The organism is Nocardioides aromaticivorans (genome assembly GCF_013408525.1).
In the GTDB taxonomy this organism is placed as follows: domain Bacteria; phylum Actinomycetota; class Actinomycetes; order Propionibacteriales; family Nocardioidaceae; genus Nocardioides; species Nocardioides aromaticivorans.
On record NZ_JACBZM010000001.1, the window covers coordinates 654,921 to 678,008 of the forward strand.

The 23,088-nt window shown below is 72.3% G+C and carries 20 protein-coding genes; 7 read left to right on the top strand and 13 right to left on the bottom strand.

All coding sequences use genetic code 11. The features are described from left to right. Nucleotides 1-13 precede the first annotated feature (13 nt). The 4 genes from BJ993_RS03070 to BJ993_RS03085 form a co-directional block, all read right to left on the bottom strand. Complete coding sequence (locus BJ993_RS03070; protein ID WP_179647685.1) at nt 14-760, bottom strand: ABC transporter permease; 747 nt, start codon at nt 758-760, stop codon at nt 14-16. Next, nucleotides 760-1,401, bottom strand: coding sequence for an ABC transporter permease (locus tag BJ993_RS03075; RefSeq protein ID WP_179647686.1), 642 nt, complete (start codon nt 1,399-1,401; stop codon nt 760-762). The genes BJ993_RS03070 and BJ993_RS03075 overlap by 1 nt, the downstream gene beginning before the upstream one ends. Continuing rightward, on the bottom strand, nt 1,398-2,531 hold the full coding sequence (locus BJ993_RS03080) for an ABC transporter ATP-binding protein (protein WP_036541391.1): 1,134 nt from the start codon (nt 2,529-2,531) through the stop codon (nt 1,398-1,400). Before BJ993_RS03080 ends, BJ993_RS03075 begins: the two co-directional genes overlap by 4 nt. A 148-nt stretch (nt 2,532-2,679) precedes the next feature. Continuing rightward, nucleotides 2,680-4,134, bottom strand: a complete 1,455-nt coding sequence (locus BJ993_RS03085; RefSeq protein WP_179647687.1) for an aromatic amino acid ammonia-lyase — start codon at nt 4,132-4,134, stop codon at nt 2,680-2,682. Between the two features lie 131 nt (nt 4,135-4,265). On the opposite strand from BJ993_RS03085, the gene BJ993_RS03090 reads away from it, so the two are divergent. Beyond that, nucleotides 4,266-5,018, top strand: a complete 753-nt coding sequence (locus BJ993_RS03090; RefSeq protein WP_036541388.1) for an IclR family transcriptional regulator — start codon at nt 4,266-4,268, stop codon at nt 5,016-5,018. A gap of 6 nt (nt 5,019-5,024) precedes the next feature. Here BJ993_RS03090 and proB read toward each other — a convergent pair whose 3' ends face one another. The 7 genes from proB to BJ993_RS03125 all read right to left on the bottom strand — a co-directional run bounded on the left by proB (nt 5,025) and on the right by BJ993_RS03125 (nt 13,977). Beyond that, complete coding sequence (proB, locus tag BJ993_RS03095; protein ID WP_179647688.1) at nt 5,025-6,140, bottom strand: glutamate 5-kinase; 1,116 nt, start codon at nt 6,138-6,140, stop codon at nt 5,025-5,027. Further along, complete coding sequence (obgE, locus tag BJ993_RS03100) at nt 6,133-7,692, bottom strand: GTPase ObgE (RefSeq protein ID WP_179647689.1); 1,560 nt, start codon at nt 7,690-7,692, stop codon at nt 6,133-6,135. Before obgE ends, proB begins: the two co-directional genes overlap by 8 nt. Nucleotides 7,693-7,781: 89 nt before the next feature. Further along, nucleotides 7,782-8,036, bottom strand: coding sequence for a 50S ribosomal protein L27 (rpmA, locus tag BJ993_RS03105; protein ID WP_036541384.1), 255 nt, complete (start codon nt 8,034-8,036; stop codon nt 7,782-7,784). 40 nt (nt 8,037-8,076) lie between these two features. Continuing rightward, nucleotides 8,077-8,379: a 50S ribosomal protein L21 gene (gene rplU / locus BJ993_RS03110; RefSeq protein WP_028656911.1), complete on the bottom strand. Its 303-nt coding sequence runs from the start codon at nt 8,377-8,379 to the stop codon at nt 8,077-8,079. Between the two features lie 175 nt (nt 8,380-8,554). Further along, nucleotides 8,555-11,758 carry an Rne/Rng family ribonuclease gene (locus BJ993_RS03115; protein ID WP_179647690.1) on the bottom strand — a complete coding sequence of 1,068 codons (3,204 nt, stop codon included), beginning with the start codon at nt 11,756-11,758 and terminating at the stop codon, nt 8,555-8,557. A 292-nt stretch (nt 11,759-12,050) separates the two neighbouring features. Continuing rightward, the gene (locus BJ993_RS03120; protein WP_179647691.1) at nt 12,051-12,770 is read right to left on the bottom strand and encodes a TIGR03936 family radical SAM-associated protein; all 720 of its coding nucleotides are present in this window, start codon (nt 12,768-12,770) and stop codon (nt 12,051-12,053) included. Nucleotides 12,771-12,786: 16 nt separating this feature from the next. After that, nucleotides 12,787-13,977, bottom strand: coding sequence for a winged helix DNA-binding domain-containing protein (locus BJ993_RS03125; RefSeq protein WP_179647692.1), 1,191 nt, complete (start codon nt 13,975-13,977; stop codon nt 12,787-12,789). 31 nt (nt 13,978-14,008) lie between these two features. On the opposite strand from BJ993_RS03125, the gene BJ993_RS03130 reads away from it, so the two are divergent. From BJ993_RS03130 to BJ993_RS03145, 4 genes are all read left to right on the top strand, one after another. After that, nucleotides 14,009-14,740: a DUF4190 domain-containing protein gene (locus BJ993_RS03130; protein ID WP_036541376.1), complete on the top strand. Its 732-nt coding sequence runs from the start codon at nt 14,009-14,011 to the stop codon at nt 14,738-14,740. Nucleotides 14,741-14,744: 4 nt separating this feature from the next. Further along, nucleotides 14,745-15,839, top strand: a complete 1,095-nt coding sequence (locus BJ993_RS03135; RefSeq protein ID WP_179647693.1) for a septum formation family protein — start codon at nt 14,745-14,747, stop codon at nt 15,837-15,839. Nucleotides 15,840-16,253: 414 nt separating this feature from the next. Continuing rightward, complete coding sequence (locus tag BJ993_RS03140; protein ID WP_179647694.1) at nt 16,254-16,499, top strand: hypothetical protein; 246 nt, start codon at nt 16,254-16,256, stop codon at nt 16,497-16,499. Between the two features lie 563 nt (nt 16,500-17,062). Next, on the top strand, nt 17,063-18,400 hold the full coding sequence (locus BJ993_RS03145) for an HNH endonuclease signature motif containing protein (RefSeq protein ID WP_179647695.1): 1,338 nt from the start codon (nt 17,063-17,065) through the stop codon (nt 18,398-18,400). A 52-nt stretch (nt 18,401-18,452) separates the two neighbouring features. On the opposite strand, the gene BJ993_RS03150 is transcribed toward BJ993_RS03145, so the two are convergent. Beyond that, nucleotides 18,453-19,007 (bottom strand): sugar O-acetyltransferase, encoded by a 555-nt coding sequence (locus BJ993_RS03150; RefSeq protein WP_179647696.1) that lies wholly within the window; start codon nt 19,005-19,007, stop codon nt 18,453-18,455. Nucleotides 19,008-19,050: 43 nt separating this feature from the next. Next, the gene (locus tag BJ993_RS03155) at nt 19,051-20,991 is read right to left on the bottom strand and encodes a TIGR03960 family B12-binding radical SAM protein (protein WP_036541367.1); all 1,941 of its coding nucleotides are present in this window, start codon (nt 20,989-20,991) and stop codon (nt 19,051-19,053) included. A gap of 82 nt (nt 20,992-21,073) precedes the next feature. Between BJ993_RS03155 and BJ993_RS03160 the strand changes: the two genes are divergently transcribed. Together BJ993_RS03160 and BJ993_RS03165 are read left to right on the top strand one after the other, a co-directional pair. Further along, complete coding sequence (locus BJ993_RS03160; RefSeq protein ID WP_179647697.1) at nt 21,074-22,195, top strand: calcium:cation antiporter; 1,122 nt, start codon at nt 21,074-21,076, stop codon at nt 22,193-22,195. Beyond that, nucleotides 22,192-23,067, top strand: coding sequence for a DUF8832 domain-containing protein (locus BJ993_RS03165; protein WP_179647698.1), 876 nt, complete (start codon nt 22,192-22,194; stop codon nt 23,065-23,067). Before BJ993_RS03160 ends, BJ993_RS03165 begins: the two co-directional genes overlap by 4 nt. Nucleotides 23,068-23,088: the final 21 nt, after the last annotated feature.

Here is a 23,088-nt window from a genome sequence, read left to right on the forward strand (position 1 = left end):
CCTTCTCTGAGGGTCAGGGAGCGGGTTGCAGAGCGGCCGCGGCGGCGCCGGCGCGGCGGTTTCGGGAGCGGGACGCGCGGCCGACGCGGCCGGTCAGGCCCGGCGAGACGACGTAGCGCTGGACCAGCGCGAACACGAGGTCGACGATCAGCGCGAGTGCGGCGACCAGGACGGCACCGGCGGCCATCTGCGTGTAGTCACGCACCGCGAGGCCGTCGATGAGGAAGCGGCCGAGACCACCCATGCCCGCGGTGGCGGCGATGGTGGCCGTGGCGACCACCTGCAGGGTTCCCGAGCGCAGTCCGGAGAAGATCAGCGGCAGGGCGCAGGGCAGCTCCACCTTGGCCAGGACCTCGGTGCCCCGCATGCCCATGCCCTTGGCGGCATCGCGGGCGGCCGGGTCGACCTCCTCCACGCCGGCGTACGCACCCGCCAGGATCGGCGGGACCGCGAGGACGACCAGCACGATCTCGCTCGGCACGAGGAAGGCGGCGTCGCCGTCGAGCCGCGGTCCGAGCAGGAGGACGGAGACGAAGAGCAGGCCGAGGCTCGGGATGGCGCGGATGGCGCCGACCAGGTTGACCACGACGAACCGGCCGCGGCCGGTGTGGCCGATGTAGAGGCCGAGCGGGATCCCGATGAGGGCTGCGATCACCACCGCGGTGAAGGAGTACTGCAGGTGCTCGAGGAGGCGGTTCGGGACGCCGTCCTCACCCGTCCAGTGCTCGGATGCGGTGATCCAGCTGATGACGCCGTTCATCAGGCCCTCCTGACTCGTTGCCACGGGGTGATCAGACGCGTCGCGCCGATGATAGCGAGGTCGAACAGCAGCGCGAGCAGCACGCACGCGATGATGCCCACGACGATCGGGTCGGTGTAGTTCAGCCGGAAGCCCTCGGTGAACAGGGACCCCAGCTGCGGCACGCCGATGATGGCCGCGACGCTGACGATGCTGACATTGCTGACGGCGGCCACGCGCAGGCCGGCCGCGATGACGGGGGTGGCGAGGGGCAGCTCGACCATGAACAGCCGGCGCACCCGCTTGAAGCCCATCGCGGTCGCCGCCTGGTTGACCGAGTCGGGCACGGCGCTCAGCCCGTCGGCCACGGTGCGCACCAGCAGCGCCACGGTGTAGATCGTCATCGCGACGATGACGTTGAGCGGGTCGAGGATCCGGGTGCCGATGACGAGCGGCATCAGGATGAACAGCGCCAGCGACGGGATCGTGTAGAGCAGCCCCGTGCCCATGATCAGGGGCGCGTGGAGGAACCGGTAGCGCTTGGCGAGCCAGCCCAGCGGGATCGCGATGACCAGGCCGAGGACCAACGGCAGGCCGGCGAGGACGATGTGCTTGCCGGCCAGCGAGAGCACATCGGAGTAGTGGTCGAGGAACCAGGTCATGTCGCGCTCCCGAGCAGGTCGGTGGCGCCCGCGTCCGCCGCGGGACGCTCGGCGTTCTCGATCGCGGCGAGCACCTGCTGGCCGAGGACCGTGCCGGCGAAGACGCCGTCGGCGTCCACGATGACGCCGCGTCGGCTGGGCGAGGACAGGGCCGCGTCGAGCGCCGCCCGGAGCGTGCCGTTGACCGCGGCGACGGTGCCACCGCGGTGGAGGGTCTCGCGCTCGACGACCCCCTCGATCCGCTGCGGCTCGATCCAGCCCAGCGGGCGACCGTCGTCGTCGACGACCAACGCCCATCCGTCGGCGCCGGCAGCGCGCGCCTCCTCGCTGGTCGCGCCCACACGGATGGTCGTCTCGGACCGCAGGCTCAGCTCGGGCACCGTTTGGAAGCCCAGCCCACGGTAGCCGCGGTCGCGTCCGACGAAGTCGGCCACGAAGTCGTCGACCGGGTGGGCCAGGAGGTGCGCGGGATCGCTCAGCTGGGCCAGCTTGCCGCCCACCCTGAGGACGGCGATCTGGTCGCCGAGCTTGATCGCCTCGTCGATGTCGTGGGTGACGAAGATGATCGTCTTGCCGAGCTCGCTCTGCAGCCGGAGGAACTCGTCCTGCAGCTGCTCGCGGACGACCGGGTCGACGGCGCTGAACGGCTCGTCCATCAGCATCACCGGCGGATCGGCCGCCAGGGCGCGGGCGACGCCGACGCGCTGCTGCTGCCCGCCGGAGAGCTGGCTGGGGTAGCGGTTCGCGAAGGACAGCGGCAGGCCGACGCGCTCGAGGAGCTCCATCGACCGGGCCCGCGCCTTCTTCTTGTCCCACCCCAGCAGCAGCGGCACCGTGGCGATGTTGGCCGCGATGGTGCGGTGCGGGAAGAGGCCGGCGTGCTGGATGACGTAGCCGATGCCTCGCCGCAGCTCGGCCGCGTCCATGGTCGCGGTGTCGCGGTCGTCGGCCCAGATGCGCCCGGCGGTGGGCTCGATCATCCGGTTGATCATCCGCAGCGACGTCGTCTTGCCGCAGCCGGAGGGCCCCACGAGGACGGTGATCTTGCCGGTGGGCGCGACCATGTCCAGGCCTCCCACTGCGACGGTGCCGTCGGGATATGTCTTGGTCACTGAGTCGAACCGGATCATCCGGAGCTCACCTCGATTGCTGTCATGTCGGGTCCGCGCCCGGTGCGCGTGATCCGTGCCTCATTCCACGCCGACGGCCACCTGCGTGTACATGGCCTCGGCGTCCATCATGTCCGATATCCCAGACAACCCGCACGAGGCGCGTTCCTCAGATGCCCGAGAGCTCCGGAAGAAGACCGGCGGCGAGCTCGACGTCCGCGGTCAGCGAGCGGTCCTCGAGCGCGGGTTCGAGGACTTCCACGGCGCGGTCGAAGGCTTTTCCGACCGGCAGGTGGGCGATGTCGGCGTCCTGCATCCGCAGTGCCCGGACGGCGGCCACCAGCTCGCAGGCGAGCACGAGCCGGAAGGAGTCGACGGCGGCGGTCGCCTGGCGGGCCGCCTGGGTCGAGAAGCTCGCATGGTCCTCCAGGCCCCGCGAGACCACGGCCGTCCCGAGCGTCACCGGCAGCGCGGCGTGCCGGAGCTGCGCGAGCGCGTCCTGGGCGACGTACTCCAGGATCATCACGCCCGAGCTGCCCGGCGGCCCCGATGCGAGGAACGGCGGCAGGTCGGTCATCCCCGGCTCGACCAGGTCGCCCAGGCGCGCCGTCGACAGCTCGGCGACGTGGTGCAGGGCCGCCCGCGCCTGGTCGAGCGCGACCGCGACGTACGCCGTGTGGAAGTGCGCGTGGTGGAAGACGTCCCCGAGATCGGTGGAGACGAGCGGGTTCTCGGCCGTCGCGTTGACCTCGATCTCCAGGATGCGCTCGAGGTCGGCGAGGCTGTCCAGGGCCGGCCCCTGCACCTGCGGGAAGGCCCGCAGCCCGAACGGGTCCTGGATGCGGCGCCCCGCCACGGCCGAGCCCTCCATGCCGAGGAGCCGACGCATCTCGGACGCGCAGAGGACCTGGCCCGGGTGCGGCTTCGCCCGGTGGACGGCGGCGGCGTACGCCTCGGGCGAGCCGCCGAGCGCACGGTAGGACAGCGCGGCCACGACGTGGCTCGCGCGCAGCAGCACCTGGAGGTCACCGCAGGCGAGCGCGGCCTCCGCCAGCGTCGCGGCGTTGCTGCTCATCAGCGCGAGGGCGTCGCCGAGATCCACCTGGACGGCCGGCAGCCCGCCGACCGCCCACGGGCGCTCCCCCGCGAGGGTGAGCCCGATCTCGGCGAGCATCGTCAGGTCCCCCGTCCCGATGGCGCCGAGCCGGTGCACCGCGGGCAGGGCGCCCTCGACCAGGGTCCGCGCGAGCGCCTCGAGCATCCGCGGATGGATGCCGGACCCGCCGGCGGCGAGCTGGTTGAGGCGGACGACGAGGGTGGCCCGCACGTGGTCGTCCCGCAGGAGCGGGCCGGCGCCGCCGGCATGGCTCCGCAGCAGCCGCAGGGCGTGCCCCACGGCCGCCTCGCCGTCGACCGCCTCGTGGCGGTTGGCTCCCACCCCCGTGGTGCGGCCGTAGACCTGTCGTCGCTGGGCGATGCTCTCGGCCTGCTCCCAGGCCTCCCGCGCGCGCTCCAGCGCCGCCGGATCGAGCTGGACGCCGACGTCGTCCCGCGCGACCTGGGCGATGGTGCGGCAGCTGAGGCTGTGGCCATCGATGCGGAGGGTGGCCTGGCCCTGCGTCATGTGTGCTCCTCGTGGTCTCGTGGGCTCCCATTCCACGGCGCGCGTGGCGGGGACACCAGTCGTCCGCAGGCGATATCTGTCCGGGATCCCGGACACTAGGGTGATCCCTGGGCGCGAGGAAGGGAGGAGCCATGGGAGTGCCGGCCGCGGAGCAGACGCTGGCCATCCTCCGCTACCTGTCGAGCCAGGCCCGGCCGGTGCAGGCCACGGCGATCTCCCGCTCCCTCGACCTCCCCCGCTCGACGACGTACCACCTGCTCAACACCCTGATCGACTACGGCTTCGTCGTGCGCTACCCCGACCAGCGTGCGTTCGGGCTGGGGTTGGGGGCGCACGAGCTCGGCAGCGGCTACGCACGACAGGAGCCGCTGCAGCGACTGGCGCGGCGTCCCGTCGCGACGCTGGCCGACCGCTGCGGCAACAGCGCGCACTTCTCCGTCCTGCTCGGTCGCGACGTGATCTACGTGATCGAGGAGCGCGCGCCGGGTCGGCCGCTGCTCGTCACCGACGTCGGCGTGCGCCTGCCAGCGATGACGACCGCATCCGGCCGGGCGATGCTCGCGGCACTGCCGCCGGCCCAGGTCAAGGCGCTCTACGGCGACCGAGACGCCTTCGTCGGCCACGGCCCGGACGCACCGACCTCGCTCTCCACGCTCCGCCGGCTCCTGGTCGACGTCCGCGCCCGCGGCTGGTCCACCGAGGACGGCGAGGTCAGCGAGGGCATGGCGTCGATCGCGATGCCCGTCCTGGACGGGACGGGCTATCCCGTCGCAGCCGTCGCCGTCACGTTCCCCGAGGCCGAGCGGACCCCGGACCTGGTGGAGAAGCTCGTCGCCGAGGTGCAGGAGACCACGAGCGTGATCTCGCGACGCCTGACCGGTTGACCCGGCTCAGAGCACGACGAGGTCGTCGCGGTGGATGACCTCGCGCTCGTAGCCGGCCCCGAGCTCGCGCTTGAGGTCCTTCGAGGACCGCCCTTGCAGCGTCGGGATCTCGGAGGCGTCGAAGTTGACCAGCCCGCGGCCGACCACGCGGCCCTCGGGGTCGAGGATGTCGACCGGGTCGCCGGCGGAAAAGTCGCCCTGCACGCCGGTGACGCCGGCCGCGAGGAGGGAGGCCCGGCGCTCCACGACCGCCCGGACGGCACCGGCGTCGAGGAGCAGCGCGCCCTTGCCCTCGGTCGCGTGGCGCAGCCACAGCAGCCGGGTCGGCCGGCGCTTGCCGGTGGCGTGGAAGAGCGTGCCGACCGGCTCGCCGGAGATCGCGGCCGCGGCGTTGTCGGCCGAGGTGAGGACGACCGGGATGCCGGAGCCCGTGGCGATCGAGGCCGCCTCGACCTTGGTCACCATGCCGCCCGTGCCGACCCCCGCGGTGCCGACGGAGCCGACCGTGACGCCCGCGAGGTCCGCCTGCCCGCGCACCTCGGCGATGAGTCGGGTGCCGGGGCGCGACGGCGGGCCGTCGTACAGGCCGTCGACGTCGGAGAGCAGCACCAGCAGGTCGGCGTGGACGAGGTGCGCCACGAGGGCGGCGAGCCGGTCGTTGTCGCCGAACCGGATCTCGGTGGTCGCCACCGTGTCGTTCTCGTTGACGATCGGGATCACGCCGAGCTCGAGCAGCTGGGTGAAGGTCTGCGAGGCGTTGCGGTAGTGCGAGCGTCGCGTGACGTCGTCGAGCGTGAGCAGCACCTGGCCGGCGGTGAGGCCGTGGCGGGCCAGCTCCTCGGTGTAGCGGTGCACGAGCAGGCCCTGGCCGACCGAGGCGGCCGCCTGCTGGGCCGCGAGGGCGCGGGGGCGCTTCTTCAGCCCCAGCGGCGCCAGGCCGGCGGCGATGGCGCCCGACGACACCAGCACCACCTCCGCGCCGCGCTCGCGGGCGGCGGCGAGGACGTCGACGAGCGCGCTGATCCGCTCCGGGTCGATGCCGCCCGAGGCGGTCGTCAGGGACGAGGAGCCGACCTTGACCACGATCCGGCGGGCGGACGTCACCGCCCCGCGCTCACTCACCGGGGTCGTCCTCCAGCCAGTCGTCCTCGAGCGAGACCGGCCTGGCGTCCGGGTCGTCCTCGGAGCCGATCTCGTACGACGTGGGGCCGTACTCGTCGGGCCGGTCGAGTCGCCGGGCCACGTCGGCGCGGGTCTCGTTCTCGGCGCGCTCGTCCATCTGCTCCTGGATCTCGCGGCGGCGCGCGGCGGCCGGACGGGCCTCGTGGAAGCGGTCGTCCTCGCCGCGGCGCGAGAGGTTCTCGGCGCCCGCGTCGATACCCGGCTTGAAGTCGAACACCACGGCGTCGTCGACGGAGCCGATGAGGACGGCGTCGCCCTCCACCGCGCCCAGCTCGAGCAGCTTCGCCTCGACGCCCAGGCGGTTGAGCCGGTCGGCGAGGTAGCCGACGGCCTCGTCGTTGCTGAAGTCGGTCTGCCGCACCCAGCGCTCCGGCTTGGTGCCCACCACCCGCCACCCGGCGCCCGTGCGCTTGACCGTGAAGCCGTCGTCGTCGAAGGCCTTGGGCCGGACGACGATCCGCGCGGGGATCTCGGCGGCCTTCGCCCGCCGCGCCTCAGCGACGATCTCGGCCATCGCGTAGATCAGCTCGCGGGTGCCCTCGCCGGACACCGCGGAGATCTCGAAGACCCGCAGACCGCGCTCGCGCAGCTCCTCGATGACCAGCTCGGCGATGCCGCGACCGTCGGGGACGTCGACCTTGTTGAGGGCGACCAGGCGCGGCCGGTCCTCCAGGCCGCCGTACCGGCGCAGCTCGTCCTCGATCACGTCGAGGTCGTCGACGGGGTTGCGGCCCGGCTCGAGGGTCGCGGTGTCGAGGACGTGCACCAGCGCGGCGCAGCGCTCGATGTGGCGCAGGAAGTCGTGGCCCAGGCCGCGGCCCTCGGCCGCGCCCTCGATCAGGCCGGGCACGTCGGCGACGGTGAAGGTGGTGTCGCCCGCGGTGACGACGCCGAGGTTGGGGACCAGGGTGGTGAACGGGTAGTCGGCGATCTTGGGCCGCGCCCGGGAGATCGCGGCGATCAGGCTGGACTTGCCCGCGCTCGGGAAGCCGACCAGCCCGATGTCGGCGACGACCTTGAGCTCGAGGACGACGTCGAGCTCCTCGCCCGGCTCGCCGAGCAGCGCGAAGCCGGGCGCCTTGCGGGTCTTGGAGGCCAGCGACGCGTTGCCGAGGCCGCCGCGGCCGCCCTGGGCGATCACGATCTCGGTGCCGGGCGCGACGAGGTCGGCGATGACCGTGCCGTTTCGCTCCTTGACCACCGTGCCGGCGGGTACGGCGAGCACCAGGTCGGCCCCGTGGGCCCCGTTGCGGCGGTCGCCGGCGCCGTGGCCGCCGTGCTCGGCCTTGCGGCGCGGGCTGTGGTGGTAGTCGAGCAGCGTGGTGACATCGGGGTCGACCCGCAGGATCACCGAGCCGCCGGGACCGCCGTTGCCGCCGTCGGGGCCACCGAGCGGCTTGAACTTCTCGCGGTGGACCGATGCCACGCCGTTGCCGCCTCGACCGGCTGACACGGAGAGGGTCACGCGGTCGACGAAGGTGGGCACAGCCATGGGATCAGTCTTTCAGCAGAAGGTGGGGAAAATGAACGAAGGGCGTCCCGTGCGGGACGCCCTTCGCTTCCAGATGGGTGAGCGTCAGCTCACGCCTCCGGGACGATGTTGACGACCTTGCGGCCGCGCTTCTTGCCGAACTCGACGTTGCCCGCGACCAGCGCGAACAGGGTGTCGTCGCCACCGCGACCGACGCCCGAGCCCGGGTGGAAGTGGGTGCCACGCTGGCGGACGATGATCTCGCCGGCGTTGACGAGCTGGCCGCCGAAGCGCTTGACGCCGAGGCGCTGGGCGTTGGAGTCGCGGCCGTTCTTGGTGGACGCGGCGCCCTTCTTGTGTGCCATGTTTCAGTCCTTCGGAGTGAGGTGCCGAGCCTGGAGGGGCTCAGAGCGAGATGTCGGTGACCTTGACCTGGGTGTACTTCTGGCGGTGACCCTGGCGCTTCTTGTAGCCGGTCTTGTTCTTGTACTTCTGGATGATGATCTTCGGGCCCTTGGTGGCGCCGAGGACCTCGACGGTGACCGTCGCCTTGTCCAGGCCGGTGCTGGTGACGGTCTCGCCGTCCACCGCGAGCACGACCGGCAGGGTCAGGGTGTCGCCGACCGGCGTGGAGACCTTGTCGATCTCGATGACGTCGCCGACAGCGACCTTCTCCTGCTTCGCGCCTGCGCGCACGATCGCGTACACCACCGCGGTCTCCTTAATCATCAACGTCTGTCCGAAGGTCTCGGGTCTGCAGCACACACAGCTGTCCGGCGGGACGCCGGGTGCCAGCAGAAACGGCGCGCCTCGGCGGCGCACCGACGATCAATAGTACGGGTGGCGCCGGTTTCCGCATAATCAGCAAGCCGGCGCCCTCCGCTCAGCGCTTGCGGGCGCCCTTCTTCTTGATCGGGACGTGCTCGACGTGCGGCTCCTCGGCCGGCTGGTCGGCCGCCTGGTCGGCCGGCTGGTCGGCTGCCTCCGGTGCGTCGGGCGCCGCCTCGGGCGCTGCCTCGTGCGCTGCCTCGGTCGCGGCCGGCGGGCCGGCGGGACGGGTCGCCGCGCTGCGCCGGGTCCGCGTGCGGGTGACCACCGTCGTGGTGGCGACCGGTTCGGGCTCGGGCTCGGCAGCCGCCTCGGGCGCCGGTACGACGGCCTCGGGCTCCTCGAGCGGGGCGGCCACCTCGACCACCTGCTCCTCGGCAGCCGCGACGGGCTCCTCGGCCAGCGGCTCCTCGACCACGGGCTCTGCCACGGGCTCCTCAGCCACGGGCTCCTCAGTCACCGGCTCCTCAGTCACCGGCTCCTCAGTCACGGGCTCCTCGACCGCGGCCGGGACCTCGACAGGGGTCTCCTCGACCGGGGTCTCCTCGACCACGGTGGCCGCCTCGTCGACCGGAGCGGCCTCGTCGGCCGGCACCTCGTCGTCGGCGGGCACCTCGTCGTGGTGCTTGGCCATCGCGGCGACGTCCTTCGGCGAGGGCACCGGCTTCGGGGCGGCCTCGGCCGCGCCGTTCTCGCCGCCCTGGCCACGTCCCTTGCGGCGCCGGCTCGGGCGACGCGACTCCTCGGACGACTCGCCGCCGCCCTGGTTGCCGCCGCCGCGCTTCGGCTCGACCGGGAGGTCGTGCACGACGATGCCGCGGCCCTGGCAGTGGCTGCAGTTCTCGCTGAACGCCTCCAGCAGGCCGGTGCCGATCCGCTTGCGCGTCATCTGCACCAGGCCGAGCGAGGTGACCTCGGCGACCTGGTGGCGGGTGCGGTCGCGGCCCAGGCACTCGACGAGGCGGCGCAGGACGAGGTCGCGGTTCGACTCGAGCACCATGTCGATGAAGTCGACGACGATGATCCCGCCGATGTCGCGCAGCCGGAGCTGGCGGACGATCTCCTCGGCGGCCTCGAGGTTGTTCTTCGTGACCGTCTCCTCGAGGTTGCCCCCGGAGCCGGTGAACTTGCCGGTGTTGACGTCGACGACCGTCATCGCCTCGGTACGGTCGATGATCAGCGAGCCGCCGGAGGGCAGCCAGACCTTGCGGTCGAGGCCCTTGGCGATCTGCTCGTCGATCCGGTACGTCGCGAACAGGTCGGGCGCGTCGTCGCCGGTCTGGTGCTGCTCGAGGCGCTCGACGAGGTCGGGAGCGACGTGGTCGACGTACTCCTTGACCGTCGCCCAGGCGTCGTCGCCCTGGACGACGAGCTTGGCGAAGTCCTCGGTGAACAGGTCGCGGACGACCTTGAGGGTCAGGTCCGGCTCGCCGTAAAGCAGCTGCGGGGCGTTGCCCTTGGCGACCTTGGACTCGATGTCCTCCCACCGGGCCTTGAGCCGCTCGACGTCGCGGGTCAGCTCGTCCTCGGAGGCGCCCTCGGCGGCCGTGCGGACGATGACGCCGGCAGTGTCGGGGACGATCTCCTTGAGGAGGTTCTTGAGGCGCGCGCGCTCGGTGTCGGGCAGCTTGCGGGAGATGCCGGACGTCGTGCCGTCGGGCACGTAGACGAGGAACCGGCCGGCGAGGCTGACCTGGCTGGTGAGCCGGGCACCCTTGTGGCCGATCGGGTCCTTGGTGACCTGCACCAGGACGGTCTGGCCGGACTGCAGGACCGACTCGATCTTGCGCGGCTGGCCCTCCTTGTGGCCGAGCGAGGCCCAGTTGACCTCGCCGGCGTACAGGACGGCGTTGCGGCCCTTGCCGATGTCGATGAAGGCGGCCTCCATCGAGGGCAGCACGTTCTGGACCCGGCCGAGGTAGACGTTGCCGATCAGCGAGGTCTGCGACTCGCGGGCGACGTAGTGCTCGACGAGGACCTTGTCCTCGAGGACGGCGATCTGGGTGAGGTCCTTGCGCTGGCGGATCGCCATCACGCGCTCGACCGACTCCCGGCGGGCGAGGAACTCGGCCTCGCTCACGATCGGCGCCCGGCGGCGTCCGGCCTCACGGCCCTCGCGGCGGCGCTGCTTCTTGGCCTCGAGCCGGGTGGAGCCGGAGATCGACGTGATCTCGTCGTCGGCCGAGCGCGGCTTGCGCACGCGGGTGACGGTGTTCTCGGGGTCGTCCCCGCCGTCGTCCCCGCCACCCTCACCGGCGCGGCGGCGGCGGCGCCGGCGGCGCGACGAGCTGCTGCCCTGGCCTCCCCCGCCGTTCTCCGACGCCTCGGCGTCGTCGCCGGAGTCGCCCGACTCGGTGGCCTCGGCCTCGGTGGTCTCGCCCTCGGCGCCTTCGGGCTGGTCCGTCTCGCCCTCGGTGTCGTCGGCGTCGTCGCCCTCACCGGCACCCTGGCCGGCACCGGCCGGCTTGCGGCGGCGACGGCCGCCACGGCGACGTCGGCGACGGGCCGGGCCGGTGGTGCCGTCGGCGCCCTCGGCGTCGTCCGACTCCTCGTCGTCCTCGTCGGCGGACTCGTCGCCCTCCGCCGGCTGCTCCTCGGTGGCCTCCGCGGGCGCCTCGACCGGGGTCTCGGCGGTCTCCTCCGCGTCCTCCCCGGTGGCCTCGGCGTCCTCGACCGGCTCCTCCACCTCGGGCTTCGGCTTCGGCTTCGCGGACGACCGCTTGCGGGTGGTCACCTTCGGCGCCTGGAAGAGCACGGCGGCCGAGGTGGTCCCGTCGGCGGCGGTGTCAGTGGCGGCGGTGTCGGTGGCGGCGGTGTCGGTCGGCTCGTCCTCGTCGGGCGTCAGCACCAGCTGCTCCGACTCCGGGGCGGGCTTCGCCTTCGCCTTGCTCGCCGTCTTCGCGGCGGCCGGCCTCGAGGCGGCGGCCTTCTTCGCCGGCGCCTTCTTCGCGGCCGCCTTCTTGGCGGGCGCCTTCTTCGCCGGCTTGGCGTCGTCGCCGTCGGCCGTGGCCTCGGCGCCCGCGTCGGCGGCCGGCTTGGCGGCGGCCTTCTTCGCCGTGGTCTTCTTGGCAGCGGCCTTCTTGGCCGGCGCCTTCTTCGCGGCGGCCTTCTTGGCCGGCTTCGCGGGCTTCTCGACCGCCTCCGCGGGCGGGTCCGCCGGCGCCTCAGCAGGCGGCTCGGCGGGCGCCGGGGCAGGCGTCTCGGCGGGGGTCTCGGCCGTGGTGGCCTCGATCGGGGTCTCGGTGGGCGCGTCCGTCATTGCGCTACTCCTCCACCCGGCCGCCTCGCAGCCGGGGTGTCATCGGCAGTCGCGCCACGCACGCTGCCGTAAGCCTTCGTGGGACGACACCCTCCGCGGAGCGTCACTGGAGCCAGGACCCTCACCTGCCGCGGTCGCCGTGTGCGTCGCGTCTGGCGGGTGTCCGTGCTCCACCGTGCCGTCCGATCGTGCCGGGCGGCGAGAACGTCGTCAGATCGTCGCGCGCGGTCCGGTGGGACGCTCGCGGAGTGATCTGTGGCGAGTATCGCACACGCCGATCAGGCGACCGGCATCAACGCTCGGCCAGCGGGTCGCCGATGGCCCCGGCGTCCCGGTCGAGGACACCCTGGGCGACCCGGGTGAGCAGCACGGCCTGCGGCACCTCGAGGCCGCCCGCCTCGCGCAGCCCGGTGAGCACGTCGTCGGGCCGGACGGCCGGCACGGTGTGCTCCAGGAGCAGGTCCAGGCCGCCCTCCGGCGTCACGGTCAGCCGTACGACGGCGGCGCGGCAGTCGAAGGAGCGCATCCCCTTCTTCGTCATCCGCTCGACGGTCACCGAGTCGGTCGCCAGGAACGCCGCCACGCCCGCCTCGACCGCGTCGGTCGGCGTGTCGCCGAGGTCGACCAGCCAGTGGCTCGCGGTGAGCAGGTCGGACAGGGAGCCCGCGGTCGAGGTGGCCGCGTCGACGGTCGCGACGATGTCGAGCCCGTCGGGGAGCACGGCGTCGAGGGCGGCCGCCACGTCGGCGGGCTCACGGACCTCGGCGAGCCCCAGCTCGACGTACTCGGCCTCGCTGGCGGCGCCGGTCGGCGACGCGCCGGCGTACGAGATCCGCGGGTGCGGGTGGAAGCCGGACGAGTAGGCCATCGGGATGGCCGCGCGGACGACGGCGCGCTCGATGGCCCGGCTGACGTCGCGGTGGCTGGTGAACCGCAGGCGGCCGCGCTTGGCGTACCGGATCCGGAGCTTCTGGACCGGGGGTGCCTGCTGCTCGGGCTGCTGACGACTCACGGGAGCGAATCGTAGGTCAGGGCAGCCGGGCGCCGCGCATCTGCGGCGAGGCGTAGACGTTGGTGATCCGGACCCCGTCCAGCCAGGACGTGAGCCGCTCCGCCTCCGCCTCCAGCGCCTTCCGCCCGGCCGCGGGGACGTCGTCGCGCAGCACGAGGTGGACCCGGGCGGCGTCGTCCTGCACCCAGCAGCCCACCACCCGCCCGTCCCACCAGGCGGTGTTGCCGGCGTTGCCGTTGCTGTCGAAGAGGTACGGCGTGTCGGCGGCGTCGAGGTAGAAGGAGCGCTCCTTCCAGCCCATCACCGTCGGGTCCAACGTCGGGAGCAGGGCCGCCCACGGCCGGACGTCCGCCTCCTCGTCGGTGACCGGGGCGGTGTCGTCGGGCAGCACCCATCCGGCGCCGCCACCCTCCAGCCCCACCTGCACCGCGTCGAGGTCGGCGAGCGCCCGGCGGACCGCGGACTTGGTGGCGCCGAGCCACCAGACGATGTCCGCCTCGGTGCCGGGACCGAAGGTGGCCAGCCAGCGGCGGACGAGCTCGGCGTAGCCGTCGGGCTCGGGCAGCGGGGACGGGGCGTCACCGAGCCAGGCCTCCGTCGTGGTCCAGGCCGGCTTGTTCAACCGCCAGTGCCCGGCGTTGGCGGCACGGACGATGCGCCCCTCGGCCCCGAGGAGGCTCATCACCCTCGGGGCGAGGGGCACCTCCGCGGCCCACCTCGAGCCGGGGGTGCCGCGCTGGACGGTGCCGGCGAGCGAGGACACCTGCTCCCGGACCTCGGCGGTCGTCCGCGCGGTGCCGTCGGCGAGCAGGGCGAGCACGTCCGCCTCCGCCCTCGCCAGCCAGGCGTCCGTGTCGGCGACGCCGCCGGCCACGAGGTCCTTCACCATCAGCGCGCGCTGCTGCCCCGCGACGCGGCGGGCGGCACTCCCCCACGCCGCCGGCAGCAGCTCGCGCGGGAACGCGAACAGCGTGCGGCGCATCGCCAGCTGCTTCACGACGCTGCGGTCGTCGTACAGGGCGCGGTCGACGTCGGCGACGGTGACACCGTCGACGCGGGCCCAGAGCGCGAGGTGCACGGTGGCCGCCTCGGTCGCGTGCAGCACCGTCATCGCCCGGGTCGCCGCCTCGACCGTGTCGAGCCGGTGGGCGAGGCCGTGGCGCACCGCCAGCCGGCGGCGCCGGTCGTCGTCGGTCAACTCCACCACGCCGCCCATCCTCGCCCATTAGGGTGACCGCGTGAGCGATCCCTACGGCAGCCCCTCGGGCAGCAACCCGTACGGCCAGAACCCCTACGGCCAGCAGCCTCCCGCGCCCCAGCCCTACGGCGGCGGCGGTTCGTACGGCGGCGGGGGTCCGCAGGGCTACGGCGGTGGCGGCGGCTTCGGCGGCCAGCCGCCCAAGACCGACGGCGTGTCGATCGCGTCCTTCGTGCTCAGCCTGCTCTGCTGCACCGGCCTGATCGGCCTCATCCTCGGCTTCGTCGGCCTGTCCCGGACGAAGAACGGCCAGCGCAAGGGCCGCGGGTTCGCGATCGCCGGCATCGTGCTCGGCATCCTCTCGGTGCTGCTGGCGATCGGCGGTGTCGTCGTGGTGGCGACCGGCGTGCTCGGCGAGCGGATCAACGACCTCAAGGACGGCCAGTGCCTCACCGGCAACGGCCTCGACAAGAGCGCCGACGAGGGCGTCAGCGGCATCCACGTCGTCGACTGCAGCGACAAGCACGACGCGCAGGTGATCGCCACGAAGACCCTCTCCTCCGAGGAGGCGGACGACTTCGACTTCGGCGACCAGTCCCAGATCGTGGAGCACTGCACGCCGATGCTCGACTCCGGCGAGGCCGGCCTGCTGCTCGACCCGAAGTACTACGTCATCGCGCTCACCCAGGAGAGGAAGCCGTCGTCCGGCGACAAGGTCGTCTGCGTGATCACGCTCGCCGACGGTGGTTCCCTGGACGAGAAGCTGCCCTGACCGCATGAACGATCCGTTCGGCAGCGACGGGGGCCCGCCGCCGGACCCGTTCGACCCCTACCAGCGTCCGCTCGCCGACTCGTTCCGCACGGACCCGTACCTCATCCAGGGCGGACCCGCCCTCGACGGGATCGCGGTCGCGTCGTTCGTGTGCTCGCTGACCTGCTGCGCGGCCCCGGTGGGGATCGGGCTGGGCATCGCCGGCATCGTGCGGACCCGTGACGGGCGGCGCGGCGGTCGGTGGATGGCCGTCGCCGGGTTGGTGCTCGGCGTGCTCCTCACGCTCGGCCTCGCCGCCGGCGCGACCGGCCTGGTGCTGCTCGGGACGAGCACCTACTTCTTCGACGACGCCCGCGCCGGCGACTGTGTCGACATCGACGAGCAGGACGACTGGCTGGACATCAGCCCCGCCGACTGCGACGAGCCGCACGACGCCGAGGTCGTGTACGCCGGCCGCTTCACGGCCGAGCTGCGGACGTCGTACATCGAGGACATCGGCTTCTGCCACCCGCTGGCGAAGTCCGCGGGGTACGACGGCCTGGTCGCCGGGGGCGCGCACCGCATCGACCCGATCGTCGAGTCCGACGACGTGGAGGCTCCCGAGATCGGCGACTACTTCGTGTGCGTCGCCGAGGCGGCCGACGGCGACCAGCTCACCGAGCCGCTGCCGCGGCACGAGCCCAGCGGAGGCGGCCACCCCGGCCGCGACGAGACCGACAGCGACCGGGAGACGATCAGCAGCCTGGACCTGCGGCGCGGTGACTGCTTCGACGAGCCCGAGCTGGACGAGGACGACCTCGTCAACACCGTGACGCGGGTACCGTGCAACGCCCGGCACGACTACCAGGTGGTCGGCAACGTGGTGCTCCCGAAGGGTCGGTACCCCGGGGAGAAGGCCCTCGACGCGCGCAGCGACAAGTGCCTCGACCTGTTCCGCGACTTCCTCGACATCGCGTACGACGACTCCCGCTTCGAGCTCGACTACTACTCACCCACGGCCCAGTCCTGGCGCAAGGACGACGACCGTGCCATCACCTGCCTCGCGGTGCACCCGCGGGGCCGCAAGCTGACCCGGGACCTGGAGGGGATCGCACGATGAGCCCAATGGCCGACGCCCGGAGACCAGCCGGGCGCCCCGTACGGCGGGTACGGCGGGTACGAGCCCGGCCAGCCCGCCGCCCGTACCGACGGCGTCTCGATCGCCGCCTTCGTCTGCGCGCTCACCTGCTGCGCCGGCCCGATCGGCGTCGGCCTCGGCATCGCCGGCATCGTCCGGACCAAGGACGGACGCCGCCGCGGCCGCTGGGCTGCCGTCACCGGCCTCGTCCTCGGCTCGATCGGGACGCTGGCCCTGATCGGCGTCTTCGTCGCCTTCGTCGTCGCCATCTCCAACACAGTCCTGGAGGAGGACGCCGAGGTCGGGCAGTGCGTCAACACCGGTTTCCTCGGCACCGACAGCAACGACCTCTGGGACGCGACCTGCTCGGAGCCCCACGACGCGGAGGTCGTCGCGGTGGAGCTCGCCGACGACGCGCTGGAGTCGCGGTACGACGCCGGCGACTCCATCCGGGAGATCTGCACCGACCTGGCCGATGACGGGTACGGGCCAGTGCTCGCCGACAGCGAATACCTGGTGGACTTCGCGACGGACGCCTTCAGCGAGGACATCGAGTCCGGCAACTGGGTGGTCTGCTACGTCGAGCGCGCCGACGGCGAGCAGCTGGACGGTCCGCTGGCGGGCGGGTCGTCCGGGGCCTGATCGTCCCGGTGTCCGGGGAGGTCGCCGGTGGTCGGGGAGGACCTCGGTGGTCGAGGAGGTCGCCGGTGGTCGAGGAGGTCGCGCAGCGACCGTCACGAGACCCCTGGCTCCGGCGCACCCGCTGTGGCCTTCGGTTGAGTGGGTGATCGGGTCTTCAAACGCAGCGACGAGGAGGCTGGGTACGGGGCTGGGTTCGGCGGTCGGGTGCCGTCCGCCCGGTGGTCGAGGAGGTCGCGCAGCGACCGTCACGAGACCCCTGGCTCCGGCGCACCCGCTGTATCCCCTCCGCTGGTTGAGGTGCGAGGCGCGCCAGCGCCGAGCCTCGAAACCTCTGGCTCCGGTGCACCCGCTGTGGCCTTCGGTTGGGTAGGTGGTCGGGTCTTCAAACGCAGCGACGAGAAGCGTGGGTGCGGGGCTGGGTTCCCGCGGTCGGGTGCGGTCCGGCGACCTCGTGATCACTCGTTGCGCCGCTTGTTCTGCACATGACCGGGATGGACTTTCCCCTGTCCACAGGCGGGTTTCCGTCGCTTCGTTGTGTCGGAGGTCGATGAAAGAATCCAGTCATGGACCTCGACAACAGCACCGTCTCGACAGCGTCGCTGCTGTCCGAGATCCGTGACGGTGTCGACCTCCGCGACGCCCTCATCGTCCGCGAGTGGCAGGCCATCACGTCGTGGGCTGAGGCCAACATCGTCGACACCGCCGAAGGTGCCGCGACGTTGACGGAGGGCTACCTCGACACCGGTGTCCCGATCGCCGGCCCGGGTGCCCCGCTCGTCAGCGAGTTCCAGCTGATGGAGCTCATCGCGGTCCTCGGCCGGACCCCGGATGGTGGCCGGTCGTATGTCGGTCAGGTCATCGAGTGCGCCTGGCGCCTCCCCCTGCTCTACGCCGCCGTCCTCGAGGGCCGGGTCACGCCGTGGCGAGCCCAACGCATCGCTGACCTGACGAGGTCGCTGCCGGCAGAGGCAGCGGAGTTCGTGGACCGGCACCTGAACGCCGCCGTCGGCGGCGTCGGCTGGGCGCAGCTCGAACGTCTGGTGACCGAGGCGATCCTGCGGTTCGACCCCGAACGCGCCGAGGCCGAACGCCAAGCCGCGAACGACCGCCGCCACTGTGACGTCCACCTGGACGAGGTCGACGCACACGGCGGCGTGCACCTTGACGCCTATCTCGACGCGGCCGACGGCCACGACTTCAACCAAGCCATCTCCCGGGAAGCAGCACTGCGCGGCCAGCTGGGCGACACCGACTCCCTCGACGTCCGACGTTCCAAGGCCGTGGGTGCGATCGCCCGCCGTGACCTCGCCCTCGATCTGTTGATCGCCGATGAGACCACCGGCGAGGTCATCGCCCAAGCCCCCGGCCGGCGGGTGGAGCTGAACGTCCACATCACCGACACCGCCCTGGCAGCACAGGCACAGGGGTCTCGTGACGGTCGCTGCGCGACCTCCTCGACCACCAGCGGCAACAACGTCGGGCGGTGTGAGGAGACCAGGTCACCCGTCCACGTCACCCAGGTGAAGGAATGGCTCCAGGTCCCCGGCACGACCGTCATCGTGCGACCGGTCATCAACCTCACCGACTGCATCCCCGTGGACTCGTACGAGATCCCCGACCGCCACCGACACCGCGTGACGCTGCGAGATCACACCTGCCGGTTCCCCAACTGCCCCCACCAGGCAGTCCGCTGCGACCTCGACCACGCCCAACCCCATGGCGAGGGCGGGAAGACGTGTCCCTGCAACCTCGTCCCGCTCTGCCGCAGGCACCACCGCGCCAAGACCCACAGCCAATGGCGCTACCTCGTGATCCAGCCCGGCCACTACCTGTGGACCAGCCCCCACGGCCACATGTTCCACGTCGGCCCCGCCGGCACCACGATCCTCGACGGCTACTGAAGACCGAGCCCCGCACCCCGCCCGCCCGGGCGGGGTCACCGGCATGTCCGGGTCAGCCTGCGCTCCCGGTCCGCTTCCTCTCGACCACGCTCGTCCCCGTGACGACGCTCATGGGCGGGACGTCCCGGGCCACCACCGTGCCGGCCCCGACGACGCTTCCTCGTCCGATGGTCACGCCCGGAGTGACGGTGGCTCCGGCGCCGATCCAGACGTCGTCCTCGACGGTGATGGGTGCGTGGGTGATGAAGTCGTACCGCTCCCGCAGCTCGACCGGGTGCCCTGCGGTGGTGAGCGTGACGCCCGGCCCGATCATCACCCGGTCGCCGAGGGTGATCCCGCCGAGGTCGAGGAAGTAGCAGCCCTGGTTGATGAACACCCGCTCCCCGAAGGTCGCGCCGAGCCCGTAGTCGCTGTGGAAGGGCGGCAGGATCGACAACGAATCCGGAACCGTGCCACCGAAGATCTCACCGAGCAGCACTCGCCTGCCTTCGAGGTCGTCGAAGGGCAGGGCGTTGAGGCGCGCGCACAGAGCCATCGCGACCTGCACCCGCTCCGCGAACGCACGCGACTCGGGCGTCCGGGTCGGGAGGCGTTGCTCGTCGCGCACGCCCCGATGCTGGCACACCGGCCGCGCGGGACGAGCGACGAGGTCAGACGACCGACAGGGGCAGCAGCTTCTGCCCGGTGGGCCCGATCTGGATCTCGGTGCCCATCTCCGGGCACACGCCGCAGTCGTAGCAGGGCGTCCAGCGGCAGTCCTCGACCTCGACGTCGGAGGACCCGTCGCCGACGGCGAGGGCGTCCTCCCAGTCGGCCCACAGCCAGTCCTTGTCGAGGCCGGAGTCGAGGTGGTCCCAGGGCAGGACCTCGTCGTACTCGCGCTCCCGGGTCGTGAACCAGTCGAGGTCGACGCCGGTGCCGGCGAGGGCCTTCTCGGCGGAGGCGACCCAGCGCTCGAAGGAGAAGTGCTCGCTCCAGCCGTCGAAGCGGCCGCCGTCGCGCCAGACCTCCTCGATGATGCGCCCGACGCGGCGGTCACCGCGGGACAGGAGTCCTTCGACGATGCCCGGCTGCCCGTCGTGGTAGCGGAAGCCGATGGCACGGCCGAACTTCTTGTCGGCGCGCACGACGTCGCGCAGCTGGCGCAGACGGTCGTCGGTGGTCTCGGCGTCGAGCTGCGCGGCCCACTGGAAGGGCGTGTGCGGCTTCGGGACGAAGCCGCCGATGGAGACCGTGCAGCGGATGTCGTTGCGCCCGGAGACCTCGCGGCCGGTCTTGATGACCCGCTTGGCGAGCTCGGCGATCTGCAGCACATCCTCGTCGGTCTCGGTCGGCAGGCCGCACATGAAGTAGAGCTTCACCTGCCGCCAGCCGTGGGAGTACGCCGTCGCGACGGTGCGGATCAGGTCGTCCTCGGTGACCATCTTGTTGATCACCTTGCGCATCCGCTCGCTGCCGCCCTCGGGCGCGAAGGTCAGGCCGGAGCGGCGACCGTTGCGGGAGAACTCGTTGGCGAGGGTGATGTTGAAGGCGTCGACCCTCGTCGACGGGAGGGAGAGCGAGACGTTGGAGCCCTCGTAGCGGTCGGCGAGGCCCTTCGCGACGTCACCGATCTCGGTGTGGTCGGCGGAGCTGAGCGAGAGCAGGCCGACCTCCTCGAAGCCGGTCTTCCGCACGCCGTTGTCGACCATCTGGCCGATGGTCTCGATGGAGCGCTCCCGCACCGGGCGGGTGATCATGCCGGCCTGGCAGAACCGGCAGCCGCGGGTGCAGCCGCGGAAGATCTCGACCGAGAAGCGCTCGTGGACGGTCTCGGCGAGCGGCACCAGCGGGTTGCGCGGGTAGGGCCACTGGTCGAGGTCCATCAGCGTGTGCTTGCGGACGCGGTCGGGCGCCTCCGGGTGGTTGGGTACGACGGCAGCGATCGCGCCGCTGTCGTCGTACTCGACGTCGTAGAACCGCGGCACGTAGACCGCGCCCGAGACGGCGAGCCGGCGCAGCAGCTCCTGACGGCCACCGGGGCAGCCCTCGCCCTTCCACTCGCGCACCAGCTCGGAGATCTTGAGGACGACCTCCTCGCCGTCGCCGAGGACGGCGGCGTCGATGAAGTCGGCGATCGGCTCGGGGTTGAAGGCGGCGTGGCCGCCGGCGATCACGACCGGGTGGGTCTCGTCGCGGTCGACGGCGTGCAGCGGGATGCCGGCCAGGTCGAGGGCGTTGAGCAGGTTGGTGTAGCCGAGCTCGGTGGAGAAGCTGACGCCGAACAGGTCGAACGCGCCGACCGGGCGGTGGCTGTCGACGGTGAACTGCGGGATCTGCTGCTCGCGCAGCAGCTTCTCCATGTCGGGCCACACGGCGTAGGTGCGCTCGGCGAGGATCCACTCGCGCTCGTTGAGCACCTCGTAGAGGATCTGGACGCCCTGGTTGGGCAGGCCGACCTCGTAGGCGTCGGGGTACATCAGCACCCAGCGGACCTCGGCGGCGTCCCAGTCCTTCGCGACCATGTTGAGCTCGCCGCCGACGTACTGGATCGGCTTGGACACCGACAGCAGGTGCGGCTCCAGCCGGGGGAAGACGGACTCGACGGACATGCCCCCGATTCTACGAGGGCAGGCGGGTCCGACCGGCATCCGCGGACCCGGGCCGCTGGTCCAGCCCCGTAGGGTGTGGCCCATGAGCGCCTCCACCTCGGGACGACTGGGGTGGACGGTGTTCACCCCGCCCATCGCCGCCGTCGTCCTCGGCGTGAGCTGGGGAACGCATCCCGGCCCCCTCGCGGCCTCGCTGATCGGCATCGCCCTGATCGGGGCGGTCCTCGCCGGCGTGCACCACGCCGAGGTCGTCGCCCACCGCGTCGGCGAGCCGTTCGGGTCGCTGCTGCTGGCGGTCGCGGTCACCGTGATCGAGGTCGGCCTGATCGTGATGCTGATGGTGTCCGGCAACGGCGAGACCTCGACGCTGGCGCGCGACACCGTCTTCGCGGCCGTGATGATCACGGTCAACGGCATCGTCGGGCTGGCGCTGGTCGTCGGCGCCCTGCGCCACCACCTCGCCGTCTTCAACCCCGAGGGCACGGGGTCGGCGCTCGCCACGGTCATCACCCTCGCCGGGTTGACCCTCGTCGTCCCGGCGTTCACGACGAGCGAGGAGGGCCCGGTGCTGACCGGGTCGCAGCTGACCTTCGCGGCGCTGGCCTCGCTGGCGCTCTACGGCTCGTTCGTCTTCACCCAGACGGTTCGCCACCGCGACTTCTTCCTGCCCGGGGCCTCGACCTCGATTCCCGGCGGCTGGACCCCCGACGACGACAGGGACGGCGACGGGCACGCCGACCCGCCGACCGACCGCGAGGCCTGGACCAGCTTCGGGCTCCTGGGCCTCTCGCTGGTCACGGTGGTCGGGCTGGCCAAGGTCGAGTCCTACTCGATCGAGGACGCGGTCGAGTGGCTGGGCTTCCCCCACGCCGTCGTCGGCGTCGTGATCGCGATGCTCGTACTCCTCCCCGAGACCATCGCGGCGGTGCGGGCCGCGCTCCTCGACCGCGTGCAGACCAGCCTCAACCTCGCCTACGGGTCGGCGATGGCCTCGATCGGCCTGACGATCCCGGCGATCGCGGTCGCCTCGATCTGGCTCGACGGCGACCTCGCGCTGGGCCTCGAGCCGCTGCAGCTCGTGCTGCTGGTGCTCTCGGCCGTCGTCGGCGTGCTGACCGTCGTACCGGGCCGGTCGAAGCCGCTCAACGGCATCGTGCACCTCGTGCTGCTGGCGGCCTTCCTGCTCCTGACGGTGGCGCCGTGAGCACCCGCACCCTCCGTCGTACGACGGCCGCGCTGGCCTGCCTCGCCCTCGCCACCGGACTCGCCGGCTGCTCGGGCGACGACGGTGGCGGCGACCCCGACCGGCTGGTGGTCACCCCCGTCACGGACGGGTCGACGTCCGGGCTCAGCCCGCGCGGCGACGGCACCCGGGCGAGCGTCGCCGGCTACACGATCGAGGACGTCCGCCTGCCCGGCGCCGACCGGACCGGCGAGGTCTCCTTCCGGATCGTCGACGAGGCCGGGAAGGCGCTCACCGACTACACCCCGGAGCAGACCAAGCTGCTGCACCTCTACGTGGTCCGCGACGACCTCGGCGAGTTCCGCCACGTGCACCCCGAGCTGGGCGAGGACGGCACCTGGCGCGGCCGGGTCGACCTGGGCGGCGGCGGGTGGTGGCGGGTCGTCACCGAGTTCATCCCGCAGGGTGCCGACCGCCCGGTCGTGCTGGGCACCTCGCAGCGGGTGCCCGGGAAGTGGCGGCCGGCCGTCGTGCCCACCGGTGACGCGGCCGCGACGAGCGACGACGGGGTCGTCCGGATCGGGCTGGACGGCCACGGGGAGGTCGGCTCCAACGGTCGGCTGCGCATCTCCGTGGCCACCCCGCACGGCGAGCCGCTGCAGCTCGGCAGCTACCTGGGCGCGACGGCGCACCTCACCGGCTTCGCCATCGGCACCGGCGGCTTCGTGCACGTGCACCCGCTCGGTGCCCCCGAGGTGACCGACGACGGCACGATCCTCACCTTCCACACGACCTTCACCGAGCCGGGCAGCTACCGCATGTTCGTGCAGGTCCGCGTCGACGGGCTGCTCCACCAGGTCGCGGTGACCGCCACCGTCGACCCCGAGGCGTGATCCCGCGCGTGGCGGGTAGTC